Origin of the sequence: Hoeflea sp. YIM 152468 (genome assembly GCF_029210485.1) — a bacterium.
In the GTDB taxonomy this organism is placed as follows: Bacteria; Pseudomonadota; Alphaproteobacteria; order Rhizobiales; family Rhizobiaceae; genus Hoeflea.
The window spans coordinates 26090-49117 of the sequence record NZ_JARGET010000026.1 but is presented as its reverse complement, the minus strand read 5'-3'; the positions used below and the strand labels follow the sequence as shown (position 1 = coordinate 49117).

General features: G+C 60.9%; 19 protein-coding genes. 14 read left to right on the top strand and 5 right to left on the bottom strand.

The genetic code is table 11. The features are described from left to right. Positions 1-250 precede the first annotated feature (250 nt). The 6 genes from PZ897_RS13690 (at position 251) to PZ897_RS13665 (ending at position 6848) form a co-directional block, all read left to right on the top strand. Positions 251-1279, top strand: a complete 1029-nt coding sequence (locus PZ897_RS13690) for a BMP family protein (RefSeq protein WP_275753157.1) — start codon at positions 251-253, stop codon at positions 1277-1279. After that, a complete protein-coding gene (locus PZ897_RS13685) occupies positions 1279-2829 on the top strand; it encodes an ABC transporter ATP-binding protein (RefSeq protein ID WP_275752967.1) in 1551 nt (516 codons plus the stop codon). Before PZ897_RS13690 ends, PZ897_RS13685 begins: the two co-directional genes overlap by 1 nt. Beyond that, a complete protein-coding gene (locus tag PZ897_RS13680) occupies positions 2819-3868 on the top strand; it encodes an ABC transporter permease (RefSeq protein ID WP_275752965.1) in 1050 nt (349 codons plus the stop codon). The genes PZ897_RS13685 and PZ897_RS13680 overlap by 11 nt, the downstream gene beginning before the upstream one ends. A gap of 1 nt (position 3869) precedes the next feature. Next, positions 3870-4814: an ABC transporter permease gene (locus tag PZ897_RS13675; protein WP_275752963.1), complete on the top strand. Its 945-nt coding sequence runs from the start codon at positions 3870-3872 to the stop codon at positions 4812-4814. Then, on the top strand, positions 4811-6100 hold the full coding sequence (locus PZ897_RS13670) for an amidohydrolase family protein (RefSeq protein ID WP_275752962.1): 1290 nt from the start codon (positions 4811-4813) through the stop codon (positions 6098-6100). The genes PZ897_RS13675 and PZ897_RS13670 overlap by 4 nt, the downstream gene beginning before the upstream one ends. A 118-nt stretch (positions 6101-6218) precedes the next feature. Next, positions 6219-6848, top strand: a complete 630-nt coding sequence (locus PZ897_RS13665) for a hypothetical protein (protein WP_275752960.1) — start codon at positions 6219-6221, stop codon at positions 6846-6848. Positions 6849-6860: 12 nt separating this feature from the next. Here PZ897_RS13665 and lysS read toward each other — a convergent pair whose 3' ends face one another. Both lysS and gltX read right to left on the bottom strand, forming a co-directional pair. Beyond that, complete coding sequence (gene lysS, locus PZ897_RS13660) at positions 6861-8357, bottom strand: lysine--tRNA ligase (protein ID WP_275752959.1); 1497 nt, start codon at positions 8355-8357, stop codon at positions 6861-6863. A gap of 4 nt (positions 8358-8361) precedes the next feature. Then, positions 8362-9834: a glutamate--tRNA ligase gene (gene gltX, locus PZ897_RS13655; protein ID WP_275752956.1), complete on the bottom strand. Its 1473-nt coding sequence runs from the start codon at positions 9832-9834 to the stop codon at positions 8362-8364. 273 nt (positions 9835-10107) lie between these two features. Here gltX and PZ897_RS13650 point away from each other — a divergent pair, with 273 nt between their 5' ends. The 5 genes from PZ897_RS13650 (at position 10108) to PZ897_RS13630 (ending at position 16336) form a co-directional block, all read left to right on the top strand. Next, positions 10108-11130 carry a LacI family DNA-binding transcriptional regulator gene (locus PZ897_RS13650; RefSeq protein WP_275752954.1) on the top strand — a complete coding sequence of 341 codons (1023 nt, stop codon included), beginning with the start codon at positions 10108-10110 and terminating at the stop codon, positions 11128-11130. Positions 11131-11178: 48 nt separating this feature from the next. Beyond that, entirely contained in the window at positions 11179-12633 is a 1455-nt protein-coding gene (xylB, locus tag PZ897_RS13645) for a xylulokinase (protein WP_275752952.1), read from the top strand. After that, entirely contained in the window at positions 12630-13940 is a 1311-nt protein-coding gene (gene xylA, locus PZ897_RS13640) for a xylose isomerase (protein WP_275752951.1), read from the top strand. Before xylB ends, xylA begins: the two co-directional genes overlap by 4 nt. A 140-nt stretch (positions 13941-14080) precedes the next feature. Next, positions 14081-14878: a 3-oxoadipate enol-lactonase gene (gene pcaD / locus PZ897_RS13635; RefSeq protein ID WP_275752950.1), complete on the top strand. Its 798-nt coding sequence runs from the start codon at positions 14081-14083 to the stop codon at positions 14876-14878. A 42-nt stretch (positions 14879-14920) separates the two neighbouring features. Continuing rightward, positions 14921-16336: a GH1 family beta-glucosidase gene (locus PZ897_RS13630; RefSeq protein ID WP_275752948.1), complete on the top strand. Its 1416-nt coding sequence runs from the start codon at positions 14921-14923 to the stop codon at positions 16334-16336. On the opposite strand, the gene PZ897_RS13625 is transcribed toward PZ897_RS13630, so the two are convergent. The 3 genes from PZ897_RS13625 to PZ897_RS13615 are packed head-to-tail and all read right to left on the bottom strand — an operon-like array spanning position 16284 to position 19494. After that, complete coding sequence (locus tag PZ897_RS13625; RefSeq protein WP_275752947.1) at positions 16284-17288, bottom strand: 4-hydroxyproline epimerase; 1005 nt, start codon at positions 17286-17288, stop codon at positions 16284-16286. The genes PZ897_RS13630 and PZ897_RS13625 overlap by 53 nt on opposite strands. 23 nt (positions 17289-17311) lie before the next feature. Next, entirely contained in the window at positions 17312-18556 is a 1245-nt protein-coding gene (locus PZ897_RS13620; protein ID WP_275752946.1) for an FAD-binding oxidoreductase, read from the bottom strand. Next, positions 18553-19494: a rhodanese-related sulfurtransferase gene (locus tag PZ897_RS13615; RefSeq protein WP_275752944.1), complete on the bottom strand. Its 942-nt coding sequence runs from the start codon at positions 19492-19494 to the stop codon at positions 18553-18555. The genes PZ897_RS13620 and PZ897_RS13615 overlap by 4 nt, the downstream gene beginning before the upstream one ends. A gap of 142 nt (positions 19495-19636) precedes the next feature. On the opposite strand from PZ897_RS13615, the gene PZ897_RS13610 reads away from it, so the two are divergent. The 3 genes from PZ897_RS13610 (at position 19637) to PZ897_RS13600 (ending at position 23026) form a co-directional block, all read left to right on the top strand. Continuing rightward, positions 19637-20275, top strand: a complete 639-nt coding sequence (locus PZ897_RS13610; protein ID WP_275752943.1) for a 2-dehydro-3-deoxy-phosphogluconate aldolase — start codon at positions 19637-19639, stop codon at positions 20273-20275. Between the two features lie 181 nt (positions 20276-20456). After that, positions 20457-21155, top strand: coding sequence for a tellurite resistance TerB family protein (locus tag PZ897_RS13605; protein WP_275752940.1), 699 nt, complete (start codon positions 20457-20459; stop codon positions 21153-21155). Positions 21156-21229: 74 nt separating this feature from the next. Next, entirely contained in the window at positions 21230-23026 is a 1797-nt protein-coding gene (locus PZ897_RS13600) for an ATP-binding protein (protein ID WP_275752938.1), read from the top strand. Positions 23027-23028 lie beyond the last annotated feature (2 nt).

Sequence of the window (23028 nt, the reverse complement as noted above, 5' to 3'; positions counted from 1 at the left end):
GCCGATCATACAGCATTGCTGTTCCCCGGTTTGTTGTGCCGGATTACCTTTGATGTGCAACCCCAAACCGTGCTGGTCTGGTGAATAGCCCCATTCTGGCATGATGCTCCGGCGGTGTGCTTTCGAGGTTTATGCACAGCACTGATAACGTGGTTGCCAAGGCCGGAAGCACGTTTTATCTTTTGGTCAAAAATAATCACGGGTACAGCCAGAAAATCATTGTCCAACAGGAGCGTCAGCCATGACAAGAATGACACCACAGAGCCGTTTCCCACTTCTTAAGCGCCGCCAGCTCCTTGCTGGAGCAGCCGCAAGCGCTGCAGTCCTGACCCTGCCCGGATTTGTCCGCCATGTTCGCGCTGACGGGCCGCTCAAGGTGGCAGCGATCTATACCGTGCCGGTTGAGCAGCAATGGGTGAGCCGCATCCACAAGGCTGCCAATGCTGCGGTGGAACGCGGTGACATTGAATACGTCTTCTCCGAAAACACGTCCAACAATGATTATGAGCGCGTCATGCGCGAATATTCGGAAGCCGGGCATGAGCTGATCATCGGCGAAGTCTTTGGTGTCGAGGACGCCGCCCGGCAGGTGGCTGCGGATTATCCGGAAACCGCCTATCTGATGGGATCGAGCTTTCAGCCGAAGGACGATGCGCCGAATTTTGCCGTGTTCGACAATTACATTCAGGACGCCTCCTATCTGTCCGGGATCATTGCCGGCGCCATGACCAAGTCGAACAATATCGGCATGGTCGGGGGCTTTCCGATACCGGAAGTCAACCGGCTGATGCATGCCTTCATGGCCGGCGTGAAGGAAACCGCGCCCGATGCAAAGTTCCAGGTGGCGTTTATCGGCTCATGGTTCGACCCGCCGAAGGCCAAGGAAACCGCCTTCGCCCAGATCGACGGCGGCGCCGATATTCTCTATGCGGAACGGTTTGGCGTTTCCGATGCGGCTACGGAAAAAGGCGTGCTGGCAATCGGCAACGTGATCGACACCCAGGCGGACTATCCCGAAACCGTCGTCGCGTCAGCGCTGTGGCATTTCGAGCCAACGCTCGACCACGCCATCGAGATGGTCAAGGCAGGCACTTTCAAGGCCGACAATTACGGGATCTATTCGCTGATGAAGGAAGGCGGCTGCTCGCTGGCGCCGCTCGGAACTTTCGAAGGCAAGGTTCCCGAAGACGCCATGAAGCTGGTCATGGAGCGTGAGGCTGCCATCAAAGCTGGCGACCTGGTGGTCGAGGTCAACGACGAAGAGCCCAAGTCCAACTGATGGACACTGCTGACCTCCCGGAGGCGGAGACGGTTCTCCGCCTCACGGGCATCACCAAACGATTCGGTGCGCTGGTCGCCAATGATCACATCTCGCTGGCGCTCAAACGCGGTGAGGTGGTGGCGCTGCTTGGCGAAAACGGGGCCGGCAAGACCACCCTGATGAACATTCTTTTCGGCCATTACACCGCCGACGAGGGGCAAATCGAAGTCTTCGGCAAGGCCTTGCCGTCGGGTGACCCGAACGCGGCGCTGGCGGCCGGAATTGGCATGGTGCATCAGCACTTTGCACTTGCCGACCAGATGACGGCTCTGGAGAACATCGTGCTTGGCACGCGGCCGTTATGGTCGTTCAATCTCGGCAAGGCGCAGGCCCGGCAACGGATCACGCAACTGGCCTCCGATTACGGGCTGCAGGTGGAGCCGGACCGGATGATTGCGGAACTGTCCGTGGGTGAGCGGCAACGCGTCGAGATCCTCAAGGCGCTGTATCGAGAAGCGCGGATTCTCATTCTTGATGAACCGACGGCGGTGTTGACGCCGATGGAAACCGAAGCCTTGTTTGCGACCTTGAAGAAGTTGGTGGCGGCGGGGCTGTCGGTGATCTTCATCTCGCACAAGCTGGGCGAAGTGCAGGCGGTTTCTGATCGGGTGGTGGTGTTGCGGGGCGGCAAGCTTGCCGGTGAGCGCAAGACGTCGGAGGCAACGCGGCGTCAACTGGCGGAGCTGATGGTTGGCGGGCAATTGCCGGTCAATGAGATTGGGCCTTCGACCTCACGCGAGATCCTGTTCGAACTCAACAACATTTCAACCCGAAGCGTGGGTGGGGCGGGGCTCAACGGGGTCTCGATGCAATTGCGGGGCGGCGAGATCACAGGCCTTGCGGGGATTTCCGGCAACGGTCAGGCGGCCCTTGCCGCTCTCATCGCGGGAACCTTGGAAGCGCGCGGGGGTGATATTGTTGTTCACGGCCAGAAAACTGTTCGCTGGTCTCCGCGCGCGGCGCTGGATTGCGGCATCGGCCGGATCCCGGAAGACCGGCACGCCACCGGCATGATCGGCGATATGAGCGTGGCCGAGAACGTGATTTCGGAAGCCTATCGCAGCCCCCGTTTCTCCCGCTTCGGCTTTCTCAACTGGAAGGCGGCGGCGTCTTTTGCCAGCGGTATCATCAAGGCCTATGACGTCAAATGCCCGTCGCCGGAGGCGCGTGTGCGGTTGTTATCAGGCGGCAATATGCAAAAACTTATCCTCGGTCGGGCGCTGGATGGTGATCCCGATATCATTATCGCCAGCCAACCGACCCGCGGGCTCGATGTCGGCGCGGTGGCCTATGTGCATGCCCGGCTGATCGAGGCGCGCGACCGCGGTGCGGCCGTGCTGCTGATCTCGGAGGATCTTGATGAGATCCAGACCCTGTCCGACCGTATCGCCGTGATCCATCGCGGTCAGCTGTCGCGCCCCTCGGCCCGCGGCGAGCTCAGCGTCATGGAACTGGGTGAACTGATGGCCGGACACGGCACGGAAGCAGGGGCGAGCCATGCGGCTTGAGCCAAGACCTTCGTCCTCGATGGCCGCCACGCTGCTCTGGCCGGCTGGCGCGATCCTGGCAACGATCTTGTTATCCTCGTTGCTGGTGATGATAGCCGGAGCGTCTCCGTTCACGGTGTTCTGGCTGGTGGTCAAGGGCGCCGCCGGATCGCAATTTGCGCTTCTGGAGACATTCACGCGGGCGACGCCGCTTATCTTTACCGGGCTGGCAGTCGCAGTCGCCTTCCGGGCCCGGCTGTGGAATATCGGCGCCGAAGCGCAGCTCTATCTTGGGGCCGTGATGACCGTGGTTCTGGGAACCGGCGCAGTGGCACTGCCTTCGGCAGGGCTGATCCCCGTGATCATGATTGCGGCAATGCTGACCGGAGCGTTGACATTATTGGGCCCTGCCATTCTCAAGACCCGGTTTGGCGTTGACGAGGTTGTGACAACCCTGCTGCTCAACTTTATCGTTTTGCTGTTTGTCTCGATGCTGCTTGAAGGGCCGCTGAAGGATCCAACCGGCATGGGCTGGCCGCAATCAAAGCGAATGATCGCCGACGCGCAACTGCCGCGCCTGATAAAGGGCAAGCGGCTGCATTTCGGTTTCGTGCTGGCTGTTGTGTCGGCACTCATCGTCTGGGTGATCATGAAAAAGACCACCCTTGGATACGAGATGCGTGCAGTCGGGCACAATGCCGAAGCGGCGCGGTTTGCGGGCATTCCGGTCAACCGGGTGATTGCCAAGACGGCGCTGCTGTCGGGTGGTCTTGCGGCGCTTGCAGGCTTCTCGGAAGTGGCCGGGCTGAAGGGCAACCTGACACTCGATCTGTCGCCCGGCTATGGCTACACAGGCATCGTTGTGGCGATGCTGGCGATGCTCAACCCGTTAGGGGTGATCGTGGCTGCCATTTTCGTGGCCGGAATTTTTGTCGGCGCCGATGCGATGAGCCGTAGCGCCAATGTTCCGAGCTACATCGCCCAGGTGATGGTGGCCATATCGCTGTTGACCATGGTCGCCGCCATCATGCTGATGCGCTACCGCGTGCGCTGGAGGTGACATGAGCGAAGCCCTGGAGATTTTGTTCACTGCCAGCTTCTGGGTCGCGGCGATCCGGATTGCCTCGCCGCTGATTTTTGCGACCATGGGCGAACTGATTTGCGAGAGGGCCGGCGTGCTCAATCTCGGCATTGAGGGGATCATGGTGGCCGGTGCGTTTTCGGGCTGGTTCACGGTCTATATGGGCGGCGATCTGTGGACCGGTGTGCTTGTCGCCGCGATGACCGGTGCGATGTTCGGGCTGCTGCACGGATTCCTCACCGTTCCCTTGGGATTGTCGCAGCATGTGACCGGTATCGGGGTGACGTTGCTGGCTTCGAGCCTGACCTATTTCAGCTACCGGATCTTGTTGCCGGAGGTGACTTCGCCGCCAAAGATTGAGCCATTCCAGCCGTTCGCCGTGCCGCTGCTGTCGGATATTCCAGTGCTTGGGCCGGCGCTTTTCAATCAGACGCCGCTGACCTATCTGGCCTATTTCACGGTCGCGGCGGTGGCGTTGGTTTTCTATCGCACCCCGCTGGGCGTGGCGGTTCGGGCGGTTGGCGAGAATCCGGCCGCTGTGGAAGCGCAAGGGATATCGGTGACCGCTTTAAGGATCGGCGCCGTGATGGCCGGATCGGCGCTGATGGCGATCGGCGGAGCATTTCTGACCATGTCGGCGTTCAATTCGTTCTTCTTCGAAATGATCAACGGACGTGGCTGGATCGCCATTGCGCTGGTGGTGTTCGGCTCCTGGCGGCCCGGCAAGGCCTTGATCGGGGCGATCCTGTTCGCGGCGTTTGATGCTTATCAGGTGCGGCTGCAGCAGATTACCGGCGGCGTCATCCCCTATCAGATCTTTTTGATGATGCCGTTCGTGCTGTCGATCGTGGCGCTGGTCGTCGTCGCCCGTCGCGCGACCTACCCGAAAGCGCTGATGATTCCCTATCAGAAAGGCGAGAGATGAGTTTTGACATATTGCTCAAGGGCGGCGTTCTGCCTGACGGATCGAGCGCGGACGTTGCCGTCAAGGACGGCCGGATTTCAGCGATTGCTCCGGGCATCGAGGCCGAGGCGGGTGAAACCATTGTTATCACCGGCAACCTGGTGTCACCCCCCTTTGTCGATCCGCATTTTCACATGGATGCGACGCTGTCTTACGGCCAGCCGCGGATCAATGGCTCGGGTACGCTGCTTGAAGGCATCGGCCTTTGGGGCGAACTCAAGCCGCTGCTGACCCATGAGGCGGTGAAACAACGCGCGCTGGCCTATTGCGACTGGGCCGCCTCGATGGGTCTGCTTGCGATCCGCACCCATGTCGACATCTGCGATGACCGGCTGCTCGCCGTCGAGGCGTTGCTCGAGGTCAAGCAGGAGATTTCTCACTACATTGATCTGCAACTGGTGGCGTTTCCGCAGGATGGGCTCTACCGCTCGCCGACTGCGCGGCAGAACACCATCAGGGCGCTTGATCTCGGTGTCGATGTGGTTGGCGGAATTCCGCACTTTGAGCGGACCATGGCCGATGGCCGCGCGTCGGTGACCGAGCTTTGCCAGATCGCGGCCCAGCGCGGGCTGATGGTCGACATGCATTGTGACGAGTCCGATGACCCGCTGTCGCGGCATATCGAGCAACTGGCCTTTGAGACCCAGCGGCTCGGCCTTCATGGCCGGGTGGCCGGATCGCATCTGACCTCGATGCACTCGATGGACAATTATTATGTGTCCAAGCTCCTGCCGCTGATGGCAGAGGCGGAAGTCGCCGCCATTCCCAATCCGCTGATCAACATCACCCTGCAGGGCCGCCACGACAGCTATCCGAAACGACGCGGCATGACGCGGGTCCCGGAGATGCTGGCGCATGGCATTCGTGTCGGGTTTGGCCAGGATTGCGTGCTCGACCCTTGGTATTCGCTGGGCACCGCCGACATGCTCGATGTCGCTTTCATGGGGCTGCATGTGGCGCAGATGACCAGTCCCGATGACATGCGCCGCTGCTACGAGATGGTCACCACCCAAAGTGCCGGGATCATGGGGCTGACGGACTATGGCCTGGAGGTCGGAAAACGGGCCGACCTGGTGGTTCTTGATGCCGGCAATCCGATCGAGGCGATCCGTTTGCGGGCCACACGGCTTCTGGTGATGGCAAGAGGCCGGGTCATTGCACAGCGGGCGGCGTCGCCGATGCGGTTGAACATTCCGGGCCGGGAAGCCGATATCGACAGGCGGTTCCTGGTCCCGGATCCGCGGTGACCCGATCTGGGTCACCGGTCGAAATCAGGGTTAATAATTACGAAACTGCGTTGGACTACAGTGCCCCCAAGTGTTTTGCGTCAAGGGTTCTGTTTTTATGGCTGCCGCCCAGCATAGTTTGTTCCGTTTGTTTCGCGTTTCCCGCAAGCTTGTCCTGCTGTCAGGCGGGTTCCTGCTGTTCCTCGGGGTTTCGGGAACCGCCGCGCTGGTGTTTGCCCCGGCACACATGATTCCGGGGTATGGGGACACGATCGGCGGCCATTGCAAGACGGTCTATCAGTCCGATTTCCGGCGGGGTGAGGAAACACGTCTGATCGCCGTCATCTCGACCGACGATACCGAACCTGCAGCGCGGGTCAGGACCGGGGTCCGGGTGGCCCGTCATCTTTCCGAAACTTTGAACCCCGATCTCGTGATCGTCCAGGTTTCGGACTATCGGGGGCCGACAGCGCGGGCCGACCTGCGTGGCTCTGCGCTTGGCGCGGAGATCGTCTATGCGCCTCGTCCGAGCCGATCTCTGGCGGTGTCAAAGCCGTGGGAGGTGCGTTATGTGGACAGCGCGCCGACAGCAACCGGACACTATTTTGGCGAGCGGGTCGATATGCCGATGCTGATGATAGAGGCCATCAACCGAGAGATTGACCTGGTTGAAGGGTGCCATGGCGAGATGATCGATGGCGTGCTCACAAGTGTTGCGGTCGACGAAGATGAAATGGCCGCCGAGTCCGCAGACTTGGGCGGCCACTAAGAAAGCCGCTGCCTATTCGCTGCGGGCCTTGCGGGCCGGGAACAGAATCACGTCGCGTATCGATGGCGCATTGGTCAAAAGCATGATCAGCCGGTCGACACCGATGCCCAGGCCGCCTGCCGGTGGCATGCCCTGGTCGATGGCGTCGAGAAATTCCTCATCAAGCTGCTTTTCCATTTCGCCACGGGCGTGGGCCTGTTCCAGCTGCTCAATCATGCGCTTGCGCTGTTCTTCCGGGTCGTTAAGCTCGGAAAAGGCATTGCCCAGTTCCCAGGCGTTGCAGTAGGTCTCGAAACGTTCGACCAGACGCGGTTCGCCCGGCACTTCCTTGGCAAACGGCGAGATGTCCTTGGGAAAATGGGTGACATGGGCCGGCTGAATCAGTGTGGCTTCGACCTTCTCCTCAAAGATGAAGGCGAGGCATTCGCCCCAGGTCCAGTCATCTTCGACGTCGAAACCGGCAGCCTTGGCCGCTGTACGGGCTTCCTCGTCGGTGGCGATGGCTCGGAAATCGATGCCTGTGGCTTCCAGCACCGCGTCGGGCATGGCAATCCGCTTGAACGGGCCCTTGAACGACATTTCGGTCTCGCCATACATGAACTCGGAGGTGCCGTGGATTGACAGGGCCAGGCTTTCGAACAGCCGCTCGACCAGACCCATGATGTCCTCATAATCGGCATAGGCCCAGTAGCACTCAAGCATGGTGAATTCGGGATTGTGCCGGGTCGAGACGCCTTCATTGCGGAAGTTGCGGTTTACCTCGAACACCTTGTCTGTCAGGCCGGAGACCAGCGCCCGTTTCAGATACAGTTCCGGCGCAATGCGCAGATACATGTCAAGCTTGAGCGTGTTGTGGTGGGTCTTGAATGGCTCGGCAGTGGCGCCGCCATAGACCGAATGCAGCATCGGCGTCTCGATTTCCATGAACCCTTCATCTTCCATGAAGTGCCGGATGCCGGAAACGATCTTCGAACGCTGCTGGAAGCGAAGCTTGGATTCTTCATTGGCCATGATGTCGAGGTGGCGCTTGCGGTAGCGCAATTCGATGTCGGAGAGCCCGTGCCACTTTTCCGGCATCGGCAGCAACGACTTGGTCAACATGGTGATTTCATGAGCATTGACGGTCAGTTCGCCGCGCTTGGTGCGCCGGACTTCGCCGGTTACGCCAATGATGTCGCCGAGATCGATCAACGGCAGCAGATCACGTGCCTGTTGCGGCGTGGTGTCCTTGTGGCTGCAAATCTGAACCTTTCCGGAGGCGTCATGGATGTCCATGAACATGCCGGAATTGCGGGAGGAATAGACCCGGCCCGCCACAGTGATGATGTCGCCGGTCAGGGTGTCGGGCTCGATATCGGAATATTTTGCCGCGAATTCGTCACTGGTCATGGTGCGGTGAAAACGTGCCGGATAGACCTCGGCTACCATGTCGCGCAATTTTGCCAGCTTCTGCGCCCGCACTTCAGTGACGTCGGAGGAAAGGCCGGGCTCGGTTGTGGTGTCGTTCATCGTGTTATCCGTTGTTGGTTTTGGCGGCGCCGATACCTGCCTTGACGGCGGCTTCGGCCTGCTTGAGGCGCTGGCGCACGACGGAACGGCCAAGAATGGCCATGGAATCAAACAGCGGCAGGGACCGCGAAGAGCCGGAAACGGCAATGAACAGCGGCGCCAGCAGATTGCGCAACTTGATGTCGCTGCGTTCGGAAATGGCGCGCAGTTCCTCCTCGATGGTTTGGGCATTCCATTCAAAGATCTTCTCGAGATCGGGCTGCACCGTCTGCAGGACAACCAGGACGTCCTCGAGCGGAACCTTCTTGATCCGGGAGAAGTCATCCGCAGTCAGGCCCAGATCACCCTTGAGCAGGAAACCCGTCAGATCGGGCAGGTCAGACAGCTTGGTGATGCGCGACTGCGCCAGCTTCATGCCTTCGCCAAAGCGGTCGTTTTCCTGAGCCCAGGCCAGAACACGGCTGACAAACTCTGCCTCGGAAATACCTTCGCGGAGCCAGCGGCCATTGAGCCAGTCAAGTTTCTGCATGTCGAAGATCGCGCCAGCCTTGGAGAGGTTCTCCGGGTCGAAACTGGCAACCAGTTGATCCATGGTCTGAAATTCCTCGCCTTCCGCGATCTGGATGAAGAACAGGCCGAGGAAGTTCATCAGCGCTTCGGGCAGGAAGCCGAGTGCTGCGTAATAGGAAATCGAGGTCGGGTTCTTGCGTTTCGACAGCTTCGACTTGTCAGCGTTGCGCATCAGCGACAGGTGCATGAACACGGGCGGTTCAAGTCCAAGATACTGATAGAGCAGGATATGCTTTGGCACCGAAGACAGCCACTCCTCGCCGCGCGCGACATGGGTGATCTTCATCAGGTGGTCGTCAACCACATTGGCCATGTGGTAGGTCGGCATGCCGTCAGCCTTGAGCAGCACCTGCATGTCGACGGCCTCCCAGGGAATGTCGACCGCACCGTAGACCCCGTCGACAAATTTGCAGGAGCCTTCGGTCGGGATCTTCATCCGTACCACGGATGGCTCGCCGGCCTTCATGCGATCGGTCACTTCCTCTGCCGTAAGGCTCAGGCATCGTCCGTCGTATTTTGGCGGTTTGCCGGCGGCGCGCTGTTCGGCGCGCATCTCGCCCAGCCGCTCCGGTGTGCAGAAGCAACGGAAGCCATGGCCGTTTTCTACAATCTTCTCGACGTAGGGAAGGTAGAGGTCCTTGCGCTCGCTCTGGCGATACGGGCCATAGGGGCCGCCGACATCGGGACCTTCAGACCAGGAAAGACCGCACCATGTCAGCGCGTCGAGAACCTTTTGTTCAAACTCGGGCGTGGAGCGGGCGGCATCGGTGTCCTCGATGCGCAGAATGAACTCGCCACCGTGTTTCTTGGCCAGAAGATAGTTGAACAGGGCGATGTAGGCGGTTCCGACATGCGGTTCGCCGGTCGGAGACGGGGCAATCCGCACCCGCATTGCAGTGTTGGCCATGTGTTTTCGTCCGCTTTCAGGTCCGATTGAATAGTGCGCGCAGCGGTGTGTGCCGGCTGCGATCGTTCACCGGATACACTGCAGCCAAGCGAGGCGCGGCGGGAACCGGCAAGCGCTGCGTTAGGCCATATTGCGCCGGTTGCGTCAAGTATGGGCAAGAACTGCGCGGATCGTAGCGGAAATGCTGCTGAAGGGCAAAGCGCCCGCGGGCTTTCTCGCATTTTATGATTTACGTACCTCAATTATTGACCTAGAACCCCCTCAGGAGGAGATATGCGACCAACTGTGCATGATATTGCGGCTACGGCCGGTGTCAGTCTCGCCACTGTCGACCGCGTTCTCAATGGCAGGCCCGGGGTCCGGCAGACGACCGTCGACAAGGTTGAGGCTGCGGTCAGTCTGCTGGGCTATGTCCGGGATGTGACGGCTGCCAATCTGGCGCGCAAGCGAGTCTATCCGCTGGTTTTCATCGTGCCTGGCGGACCCAACAGCTTTCTGCGAAATCTTACCGCCGAAATCACCGCTGCAGCTCAGCGCTCGTCAATCGAGCGCACCGTGATCCGGATCGAGACGGTGCCGCCATTTGACCCTGCAGCCTTGGTCAGGGTCTTGGAGTCGATTGATCCCCAAACCGTCAGCGGCGTTGGCCTGGTCGCCACGGACACTGACGATGTGACAGCTGCGGTCAACCGGCTGGTCGAACAAGGTGTGCCGGTGGTGACACTTGTCTCCGATCTGCCCGGTTCGCAGCGCGTCCATTACTGCGGCATCGACAATATCGCGGCCGGCCGGACCGCTGCCAGCCTGATCGGGCGGTTTTGTACGGGACGGCCCGGCAAGGTGCTGGTTGTGGCCGGCTCGATGAAGCTTTCCGACCATTCGGAAAGGGCGTCCGGCTTTGCGGCAGTTCTGGAAGCGGAGTTCCCGGAGCTTGGCGTGATAGGCCCGGTGGAAACCAATGATGATGCCGACACCGTCAGGCAGCGTGTCGGAATGGCGCTTGAGACCGGACCGGAGATCGTTGCCATCTACAATCTTGGCGCCGGAAATCGCGGCCTCATCGATGCGCTGGCGCAGCACGGGCACCGGAATTTTGCCGTGGTCGCCCATGAGGTAACACCGCACTCGCGCCAGGCGCTGGCCGATGGCGTGTTTGATGCCATCATCAACCAGGATTGCGGCCACGAAGTGCGCAGCGCCATTCGCGTGCTCAAGGCGCGGGCCGACGGGCTGGACCCGCTCACCGCCCAGGAGCGCATCCGCATCGATGTATTTCTCAGGGACAATTTGCCATGAGCCCTGTTGTCACGACCAGCCTGCTTCTCCATGAAAGGACGTTCCGCCATGTATCTCGGACTTGATCTCGGAACATCGTCGCTCAAAGCACTTTTGATCGATGGCAAACAAACAATCGTCGGATCGGCCAGCGCGCCACTCAGCGTTGAGCGACCGCATCCCGGATGGTCGGAACAGGATCCGGACAGCTGGATCACGGCAACGAAGGCTGCCTTGGCGGAGCTTGCGAAAACCCATGCGGCGGAGCTTGCCAAGGTGCGCGGCATCGGCCTGTCGGGCCATATGCATGGTGCAACGACCATCGACAAACATGGCAAGGTGATCCGTCCCTGTATCCTGTGGAACGACACCCGCAGTTACCGCGAGGCGGCGAAGCTCGACGCAGATCCGCAATTCCGGCGGTTGACTGGCAACATCGTGTTCCCCGGCTTCACCGCGCCGAAGCTGATTTGGATGGCGGCCAACGAACCGGAGGCTTTTTCGCGTGTCGCCAGGGTGCTCTTGCCCAAGGACTATCTGCGGCTTTGGCTGAGCGGCGAGGCCATCTCCGAGATGTCGGATTCGGCCGGTACCTCGTGGCTTGATGTGGGCAAACGCGACTGGGATGACGGGCTTCTCACAGCTACGGGCCTCGACCGCAGCCAGATGCCGGCGCTGGTCGAAGGCTCCGATCGTGCTGGCGCGTTGCGCGCCGAAGCGGCGTCGGACCTGGGGCTGCCGGCCGGCATCCCGATTGCCGGCGGGGCGGGCGACAATGCCGCCTCCGCCTGCGGCATGGGCACGGTGGCCGACGGCCAGGCCTTTGCCTCGCTCGGCACCTCGGGCGTGCTGTTTGCAGCCAACAACCGCTATCTGCCAAATCCGGACAGTGCCGTGCATGCATTCTGCCATGCCCTGCCCGGCACCTGGCACCAGATGGGCGTCATCCTGTCGGCAACGGATTCGCTGAACTGGCTTTCGGGTATTACTTCGACAGAGCCTTCGGCGCTGACCGCGGAGCTTGGCGCTACACTGGTTGCGCCGGGTTCCGTGCTGTTCCTGCCCTATCTCTCGGGGGAACGGACGCCGCACAATGATGCCGCCATTCGTGGCGTTTTCGCCGGTCTCGGCCATGAATCCGATCGCGTCGCCATGACCCGCGCCGTGGTCGAGGGCGTGGCTTTCGCTTTCCGTGACAGTCTGGAGGCACTGGCCCAGGCCGGCACGTCTTTGTCGCGGGTGACTGCGATTGGTGGCGGATCCCGGTCCGGCTACTGGATCGAGGCGCTCGCCACCGTTCTGGGCCTGCCGATCGACATTCCCGAGGGGGGCGATTTCGGCGCCGCCTTCGGGGCCGCGCGGCTCGGACTGATCGCGGCTGAAAGCGCAGATCCGTTCTCGGTTTGCACACCACCGGCCACGGCCAGAACCATAGACCCCAATAGCGATCACTCAGCCGCTTTTGATGAGGCATACCTGAAGTATCGTGCCCTTTATCCTGCAATCAGAGGAGCCATGTCATGAGCACTGGATTTTTCGGCAACATCACGTCCATTCCGTTCGAGGGCAAGGACAGCAAAAACCCGCTTGCCTTCCGGCACTACAATCCCGACGAGATCGTCATGGGCAAGCGCATGGAAGATCATTTGCGCTTCGCCGTCGCCTACTGGCATTCCTTCACCTGGCCGGGCGGCGATCCCTTTGGTGGCCAGACCTTTGAACGGCCCTGGTTCGGCGATTCGATGGATCAGGCGCGGTTGAAGGCCGACGTCGCTTTCGAGATGTTCTCGCTGCTCAAGGCGCCCTATTTCTGCTTTCACGATCTCGATGTGCGGCCGGAAGGCGACACATTCGCCGAAAGCCGCCGCAATCTCGAAACCATCGCCGATTATTTCGAAGGCAAGATGGCCGAGACCGGGGTCAAGCTCTTGTGGGGCACGGCCAACCTGTTCTCGCATCGCCGCTTCATGTCGGGGGCAGCCACCAACCCCGATCCGGACGTGTTTGCCTATTCAGCGGCGACAGTGAAGGCGTGCATGGATGTCACCAAGCGCCTCCATGGTGAAAACTACGTGCTGTGGGGCGGTCGTGAAGGCTATGAAACGCTGCTCAACACCGACATGGGCCGCGAACTCGACCAGATGGGCCGGTTTCTCAATCTTGTGGTCGAGTACAAGCACAAGATCGGCTTTACGGGCACCATCCTGATCGAGCCGAAGCCGCAGGAGCCGACCAAGCACCAGTACGATTACGACGTCGCCACGGTTTACGGTTTCCTCAAACGCTATGGCCTTGAAAACGAGGTGCGGGTGAACATCGAGCAGGGGCACGCCATTCTGGCCGGTCATTCCTTCGAGCATGAACTGGCTACCGCGCGGGCGCTGGGCATTTTCGGCTCGATCGACATGAACCGCAACGATTACCAGTCGGGCTGGGACACCGACCAGTTCCCCAACAATGTTCCGGAAATGGCACTGGCCTATTACGAGATCCTGCAGGCCGGCGGGTTTGCCTCCGGCGGCACCAATTTCGATGCGAAACTGCGGCGCCAGTCGCTTGATCCGGAAGACCTTCTGGCCGCCCATGTCGGCGGGATGGATTGTTGTGCCCGCGGTTTGAAGGCGGCCGCGAAGATGATCGAAGACAAGGCCTTGTCGTCCTTTGTTGCAGACCGTTATGCGGGCTGGGACGGCGCGCAAGCCAAATCCATGCTCGATGGATCAATGTCGCTCGACCAGATCGCGGCGCGGGTGGAAGCGGACAACATCGATCCGCAGCCGAAATCCGGCAAGCAGGAATGGCTGGAGAATGTGGTCAACCGGTATGTCTGACTGATGTGGCAATGGCATGCGGCGGTTGTGTAGAAACACAGGCCGCGTGCCAATTTCCCGCCGGGATTTGCGCCGGGATGCACTCTGGCGTAAAGCAGCAGCTTCCACCCTGCTTTAGAATGCCCGAAGGAATCCTGACCATGCAATTTGCCCGCCTGAACGGTGTTGTCCTCCATCATCAGGTGATTGGCGCGGCACCGGACCGTCCAACCATCGTGTTTGCCAATTCTCTGGGCACGGATTACCGCATCTGGCGCGATGTGATTGTCCGCATGGTTGGCGATTACAGCATCATCGCCTACGACAAGCGCGGACATGGCCTGTCAGAATCGGGTGAGGGCGACATCACCATGGACGACCACATCGATGACCTGATCGCCCTGATCGAGCATTTTGAAGCCAAGAATGTCATCCTGTGCGGCCTGTCGGTCGGCGGGATGATCGCGCAAGGGCTGGCCGCCAAGCGGCCGGATCTGGTCCGGGCGCTGATCCTGTGTGACACGGGTCACAAGATCGGTACGCCGGATATGTGGAACGCGCGCATTGCCGCAATCACCGATCAGGGCATTGCGTCCATTTCCGATGCGATTCTGGAGCGCTGGTTCACCAAGGAGTATCGCAGCGCCGACAATGCCGAATTCAGCGGTTACCGGATGATGCTGGAGCGGACGCCGATGGAAGGCTATGTCGGAACTTGTGCTGCGATCCGTGACAGTGACTTCACCCAGTCCAGTGCGGACCTGAGCATCCCGGTGATCTGCGTGGTCGGGAGCGATGACGGGTCTACGCCGCCTGCACTGGTGGGCGAACTGGCACGGCTCATTCCCGGTGCGATGTATCAGGAAATCCCGGGTGCCGCGCATCTGCCCTGCATTGAAAAGCCGGTGGAACTGAGTGAGACCATCAAGGCCTTTATCGACCGGCTTCCCGCAGACTGACGCCCCGTTCACTTCAGACCAACGGCGAGATCGGATCGCAAAATGACACGCGCCGCTTCACCTCAAACGCTTGCCGGCCGCTTTCCGGACGATTTCCTGTTTGGCGTGGCGACGGCGTCCTACCAGATCGAAGGGGCAGCGGAGGCTGATGGCCGCAAGCCATCGATCTGGGACGCATTCTCACACATGCCGGGCCGGGTCAAAGGCGGCGACACCGGCGATGTCGCCTGCGACCATTACAACAGGCTTGAGGCCGATCTCGATCTGATGGCTGACCTGGGCGCCAAGGCCTACCGGTTTTCGCTGGCCTGGCCGCGGCTTCTGCCTGACGGAACAGGTCCGATCAATGAAAAGGGCTTCGATTTCTATGACCGACTGCTCGACGGCCTGAAATCCCGTGGCATTGAGGCCTTTGCGACACTTTACCATTGGGACCTGCCATTGGCTCTGATGGGGCGCGGCGGGTGGACGGATCGCACGACAGCGGTGGCATTCGCCGAGTATGCCGGTCTCGCAACGCGGCGCCTCGGAGACAGGCTCGACACCATCGTCACCTTCAACGAGCCCTGGTGCTCGGTCTATCTGGGGCACCTGACCGGTGTTCACGCACCTGGCGAACGGTCGATCGAGGCGGCAATGTCAGCGCTGCACGTGACCAACCTGGCTCACGGCCTGGGCGTGCGGGCAATCCGCGCCGAGCGACCGGAAATCCCCGTCGGCATTGTTCTCAACGCGATGAGCGTGATGGCTGAGACAGAGCGCGAGGCAGACCTCAACGCTGAGATTCGGGCCAATGATTTCCACAATGGCGTGTTCTTCGGGCCGCTGTTTGAGGGTGCTTATCCAGCGTCCGTACTCCAGGCATGTCCGGATCTTGCCGAGAGTATCAGGGACGGCGATCTGGAGACGATCAGCCAACCGCTCGATTTCTGGGGGCTGAACTACTACACGCCAATGCGGGTGCGTGACGATCCGGATTCCAGTTTTCCGCATGTTGCAACCGCACCGGCGGTCAAGCCCGAAAAAACCGACATTGGCTGGGAGATCGAACCCCGGGGCCTCTCCCACGTGGTCCGGTATCTCTATGACCGCTACAGATTGCCGGATTTCTACATCACCGAGAATGGTGCTGCCGACAATACGGAGATTGAAAACGGCGCTGTCAGCGACACGATGCGCCTGGATTATGTTTCAACCCATCTCTCGGTTGCAGCCGACCTGGTCAGCGAAAACTATCCGCTGAAAGGCTATTTCGGCTGGAGCCTGATGGACAATTTCGAATGGGCGGAAGGCTATTCGATGCGCTTCGGTCTTGTTCACGTCGACTATCAAACACAGAGACGAACCATCAAGCAGTCTGGATACTGGTACCGCGATCTGATCGCGGCCCACAGCGGAAGGCTGATCAGCGCACCACGAAGCCGTGGGCGAAGGGATCTTCCTCGTCGTCGATGGTGATGGTGTTGAGCCCGGTCTCCACGGCCCAGCCAGCAACAGAGGGAATAATCGCGGGTTTGCCCGCCACATCGGCAGCGGCCTCGACACGGCCATGAAACAGCGAGCCGATGATGCTTTCATGGACGAAATCATCGCCCGGCCTGAGCTTCCCTCTGGCCGCCCACTGCGCCATGCGGGCCGAGGTTCCGGTGCCGCAAGGGGACCGGTCGATCGCCTTGTCTCCGTAGAAGACGGCGTTGCGGGCATGGGCTTCGGTCCTGGTCGGAGAGCCGGTCCACAATATGTGAGTCAGGCCACGGATTTCGGGTTTTTCGGGGTGGATGAATTCAAACTCTTCGTTGATGCGTTCTCTCAGCTTCGCGCTCATGCGGATCAGATCGCCGGCGGAGAAATCTGCCATGTCGGAAAAATTCTCCTGGGCATCGACGATGGCGTAGAAATTGCCGCCATAGGCGACATCGACGCTGATCTCGCCCAGCCCGTCGCAATCGGTCTTGATGCCGGTGGAGTGCAGGAATGCGGGCACATTCGTCAGACGCACTTCGGTGACCTTGCGGCCCTTCATCTCATAGCGGGCGACGATTCGGCCGGCCGGCGTGTCGATGGCCAGCGTGCCCGGATTGCGCGGGCTGACCAGCCCGTTCTCGATTGCCATGGTCACGGTGCCTATGGTGCCATGTCCGCACATCGGCAGGCAGCCCGAGGTCTCGATGAACAGGAAGGCGATGTCGCAATCATCCCGCGTTGATGGATAGAGAATGGCGCCCGACATCATGTCGTGGCCGCGCGGCTCGAACATCAGCCCGGTGCGGATCCAGTCAAATTCGGCAAGGAAATGGGCGCGGCGCTCCAGCATGGTGGCACCCGCAAGCTGCGGGCCGCCGCCGGTGACGACACGCACCGGGTTGCCGCAGGTGTGACCGTCGATGCAGAAGAAACGATTGCGCGCCATGGCTTGCTCTTTTGTGCGAGGTTTCAGAAACGGTCGGGCCGGCAGGCCGCAATGTCAATACTTGGCGTCCTGTTGCCGACGAGATCGGCGATCAGCCGTCCCATCGCCGCCGATTGGGTCAGACCCAGATGGCCATTGCCGAAGGCCAGCAGCACGGACGGATCTTCCGGAAGCGCGCCGATCACCGGCAGGCTGTCGGGCAGGGAAGGCCGAAAGCCCATCCATTCAATGCCGCCGCTGGTTTTCAGCCCAGGCAGGAATGTGGCTGCCTTGGCAAGCATGGACTTGGCTCGGGCATAATTGGGCGGCAGATCGAGCCCGCCGAGTTCGACCGCGCCGCCCACCCGCACTCCGGTATCGAGCGGCGTCATGACGAAACCATGATTGCCGAAGATCAACTGGCGCTTGAGATCGAATGCACCCCGCGGCAGGGTCGTGTTGTAGCCGCGCTCGGTGTCCAGCGGAATGCGCAGCCGGGTCACCTTGTTGATCAGCCGCGTCGACCAGGACCCGGCGCACACGACAATCCGGTCTGCCTCACGAGCGCTCCCGTCGGCAAGCCGGACCGATGGTCCGGTCTCCGAGCGCTCCAGCCCCAGAACTTCGGCCTTTTCGAAGACAGCGCCGCAACGTTCGGCATAAGCCCAGAGCGCTTGGGCGAAGTGCTGCGGTTCCGAGACGGTCTTCCAGCCGGGCACGAATGTGCCGGCGACAAATCGCGATGAAAGCCCGGGTTGAAGTTCGGCCAGCCGGGCACCGCGCACATGCTCGAAGGCGATGCCGGCCTGTTTACGCCTTTGCCAGCCATTGGCTGTGGATTTGAATTCCGCTTCGCTTTCGTAAAGCTCCAGCGAGCCGTCATGGCGCACCCTGCCGCCCAGACCGGCGCGGTCGACCAGCGCCATCATTTCGGATTCGGCCAGCCGCATCAGCGCGGTTTGCGTCGCGATGGAGGTCTCCTGGCGCGCCGGCAGGCTGGCCTTCCAGAACTGCCACAACCAGGGTGTCAGCTTGGGCAGGTAGGAGGGACGGATCGACAGCGGTCCGAGTGGATCAAGCAGCCATTTTGGCGCCTTGAGCAGGATCTTGGGCGAGGCCAGCGGCATGATGTCGGAAAACGCCAGCGCTGCCGCGTTGCCCTTGCTGGTTTCCTCGGCAATGCCGGAGCGGTCGATCACGGTTACGCTCAAGCCTTGCTCGGACAGCAACGCCGCCGTGGCGATGCCGACAATCCCGCCGCCGACAATGATGATCCGGTTCGGGCTCATGCGTCTCCAGCTTCTGCGCGGGCGGCTGCCCGCCCTGCCAGCATCTGCCGCTGACGCATGCGGAAGCGTTCGCGGTCTTCCTCGCTGCGGCTGTCGTAACACTGCGGGCAGGAGACGCCATCTTCGTAAAGCGGAGAGGCTTGCGCGTCCGGCGTGACCGGGTTGCGGCAGGCGCGACAGAGGATTTCATCACTTTCGCGCAGGCCATGGGTCACGGCAACGCGCTCGTCAAAGACGAAGCAGGAGCCCTGCCAGAGGCTTTCCTCTTCCGGCACATTCTCGAGGTATTTGAGAATGCCGCCCTTGAGATGATAGACATTCTCATAGCCTTTGGCGCGCATGAAGGCGGTTGCCTTTTCGCACCGGATTCCGCCGGTGCAGAACATGGCGACCGGCTTGGACTTGTCGTCAAGGCCGGCCTTTTCCACCCAGCCCGGAAACTCGCGGAAAGTCTGGGTCTCAGGGTTGATCGCACCGGCAAAGGTGCCAATCCCGACCTCGTAATCATTGCGGGTGTCAATCACGATGGTGTCGGGATCGGAAATCAACGCATTCCAGTCCTTCGGGTCGACATAGGCGCCGACGCCTTCGAGCGGATCAATGTCGGCAACACCCATGGTGACGATCTCGGTCTTCAACCGCACTTTCATGCGCCGGAACGGCATCCGGGCGGCACTGCTTTCCTTGTGTTCGAGCCGCTCGAGCCCGGGAATGGCGCGAAGATGAGCGAGCACTGTGTCGATGGCAGTTCGGGAGCCGGCAATGGTGCCGTTGATGCCTTCGCGCGCCAGCAGGAGCGTGCCTTTGAGACCCAGATCGCAGCACATTTCAGCCAATGGCGGCTGCAGCGCCTCGTGGTCTGAAAGACGGGCGAAATGGTAGAGTGCGGCAACCACCACAGGCTGGTTCGGAACGGGTTTTGTTGCAGGTGTTTTCATCCCTGCGGAAATAGCGTGTTCGTGCGTTTCAGGCAATCGGTCTGTGACGCCGCACGCCTCTGGCTTGCCCCCAGCATGGACAAGGCCACGGCGAAAGGCTATGCGAAACGCTTCATTTTGACGTCGCGAAAGGACAATCGCCATGGGCGAAAAAACCCAAGCCCTCATTTCCATCCTGAAATTGCAGCCGGTGGTGCCCGTGCTTGTGATCCAGGATCTGGCTCATGCGGTGCCGCTGGCGCGGGCCCTGGTGGCGGGGGGGCTGAAAGCGATCGAGATCACGTTGAGAACGCCGGTGGCACTGCAGGCAATTCAGGCGGTCGCAAGTGAAGTTGAAGATGCGATACCGGGCGCCGGTACAGTGCTCAATGCGCGTCAGTATCGGCAGGCAGTCGAGGCCGGGTCGCAATTTGTCGTTTCGCCCGGCACGACGCTTGAACTGCTTGACGTTGCCCGCAAATCGCCGGTGCCGTTGCTGCCAGGCGCCGCAACTCCGAGTGAAGTGATGTCGCTGAGGGAAGAGGGCTATGAAGTGCTCAAGTTCTTCCCCGCCGAACAGGCGGGAGGTGCGGCCTATCTCAAGTCACTGTCGTCGCCCCTGGCCGGCACCCTGTTTTGCCCGACCGGCGGGATAACGCCTGACAATGCCCGTGACTATCTGTCCTTGCCCAATGTGGTGTGCGTAGGTGGATCCTGGGTGGCGCCAGCCGCGCTGGTCGAAGCCGGCGATTGGGAAGGCATCACCCGTCTGGCCACCGAAGCGTCCCGGCTGTCGGCCTAGGCGAGCCCCGACGAGTTCCTGCGGCAGGGACCCGGTTGAGCACTCGGGACGGCCTCGGTGCTTGACTGGCTGAAGCGGTGTTTTTTTGCCAGCGCCGTTTGAATGCCATTTTTGTGCTTCCTAGGTGAGATCGACGGTCGGACTTTCCGGCTCCACCCCTGGAAGACAAGGACCAGTTTGCATGTTTGATCCCAAAGCCCTGCTTGACCAGTTTCTCGGTTCCAACATTCCCGGTACCGAAGGCACGGTTCGCGACAAGGCCAATCAGGCCACGCAACTTGCCAAGCAAAATCCGATCGCGACAGGCGCCCTCGCCGCGGTGCTGCTTGGAACGGGGGCGGGACGCGCCCTGGGCGGATCGGCGTTGAGGCTTGGCGGCATGGCCGCGATTGCGGGGCTGGGTTATCAGGCTTGGAAAAACTACCAGGCTGGCAATTCCGCGAGCGGCGAAGGGGCGACCCAAGACACCGAGGTGCTGCCGCCGCCTGCGGATTCCGAATTTTCCGTTGAACCCGACGCAATACAGACCGATTTCATGCTCTCGCTGATCCGCGTCATGATTGCCGCTGCGCGTGCCGATGGTCATGTCGATGATGCAGAACGGGCCCGCATTCATGACAAGCTGGCCCTGTCGGGCCTGGGCTCTGACGCCATCGCTTTCCTCGAGCAAGAGTTGTCCAAGCCGGTCGATATGGACGGGATTGTCGCGGCAGCTTCGAATGAGGCCGAGAAAGTGGAAATGTTCACGGCAGCGCGGCTTGCGATCGAGCCAGATAGCCGCGCCGAGCGGGGGTTCCTCGACCTGCTCGCCGGACGCCTGGGGCTGCCGGACCCGCTGGTCGATCACATCGAGGCAACGGTTGCCGCTGCAAAGGTCTGACACCTTTAATGGTTCCTGCCGGACTGGAAACGGAAGTGTTTCAATCCGACCGGGAAACATTCTAAAGTCGGTTCATGCAGTCACGCGCCGCAATCGAATTGCAGTTTCGCCGGATCAGAATCGGGCTGTTTGTCCTATGGGCGATCTTCGCTTCGGTCATTGTCGCGTGGTCGGTTCGCTCGGCCGAAGATCGTGCGCTTTCCGAGGTCATGCAGAAGGCCGGCGAAACACTGGCGGTGCAGACCGAAATTCTGTCCGGAGTGCTCGACAAATACCGCTTGATGCCGCCGCTTTTGTCGCGTCAATCCTCGATACGCACCCTGTTCGTGCGGGATGCCGAAGGCAATGCCCAGAACGTCGGTGCGCGGCGGATGGCGGAAAACATCGCCGGCATGTCGGCGGCGATGGATGTGGCTTTCTTTTTCCCCGACGGCGAGTTGCTGGCCAATGCGCGCGGTTCCTTCGCCAGAAGCGATGAAGGTCTGCCGAGCCTGATTGAGGTCGCCCGGCAGGGCCGGCTTGGCCGTGCGGCGCTTTCCAACGATCAAAACGAGCGAACCTATGCGTTTTCTTCCGGTGTGCGCCGGGACGGGAAGTTCGTCGGTGTCGTCGTCGTCTATGTTGATTTCTATCGCGTCGAAGCGGCCTGGGCGTTGTCGGCGCGGCGTATTTTCGTGACCGACAAAGCCGGAACGGTGTTCCTGGCCAATGATCCGGACTGGCGACTTCAGCACATCTCTGATGTCCGCCCGGCCGATGGAGGTGGGCGCTATCTGATCAATGGACGGTTTGAACAGCGTCTGGATCTTCTGCGGCATCTGCCGTTGCTTGAGTGGGATCTGCATGTGCTGGCGGATCCGGCGCCGGTTGAGAGTGCACGGCTCAATGCGGCCGCGATCGCCACGCTGGCCTGCCTTCTGGCCGGTCTGGTCATGCTGACGGTGCTGCGGCGCTACGAGATGGGAATTATCCGGGCACGGCGGGACCGGGCAATTGCGTTGCGTCTTGAGCGTGTCGTGCGGGACCGGACGCGGGCGCTGTCGATCACCAACCGGTCGCTCAGTCAGGAAGTTGAAGTCCGGCGCCAGGCGGAAGCCCGCTTGCACAAGACACAGAATGAACTGATCCAGACGGCCAAGCTTGCCGCTCTGGGCCAGATGTCTGCTGCGCTCAGTCATGAATACAACCAGCCGCTGGCAGCGATCCGGACGTATGCAGACAATGCTCTGAAATTCCTCGAGCGCGGTGCGACATCGGAGGTATCGGGGAACCTGACGCGGATAAACGGACTGGTCGAACGGATGGCGGAACTATCGCGGACCTTGCTCTCGTTCTCGCGCAAACCGGGGGCCACCATCGGCCCGGTTCCATTGGGAACCGTGATCGAAGAGGCGCTTCTGCTGGCCCGGCCGCGGGCACGGGCGGCAGGCATATCCACCATTCATGTCGGCGACGCCGTGTCCGGGTTCCATGTTCGCGGCGGCCGCATCAGACTCGGCCAGGTGTTTGTCAATCTGATCAACAATGCGGTCGACTCGTTGTCTGGACAGCCCGATGCGGTGGTGGACATCGACGCCGGACGGGCAGGCGACCGTGTGATCGTCACCGTGCGCGACAATGGTCGGGGGATCGATCCGGATCAATTGCCGAAAGTGTTCGATCCCTTCTTCACCACCAAGGCGGTGGGCGAGGGGATCGGCATAGGGCTTTCGATCGCCGACAATATCATCCGGGATTTTGGCGGCACGATCACTGTTGGCAATCATCCAGACGGCGGAGCGTGTTTCACGATCAGTTTGCAGGCTGCCAATGCAGATGATGAAGTGGTAGGGGGAGAGCCTGGGCTTGCCTCCAGCCACATCGTTGTCTGAAG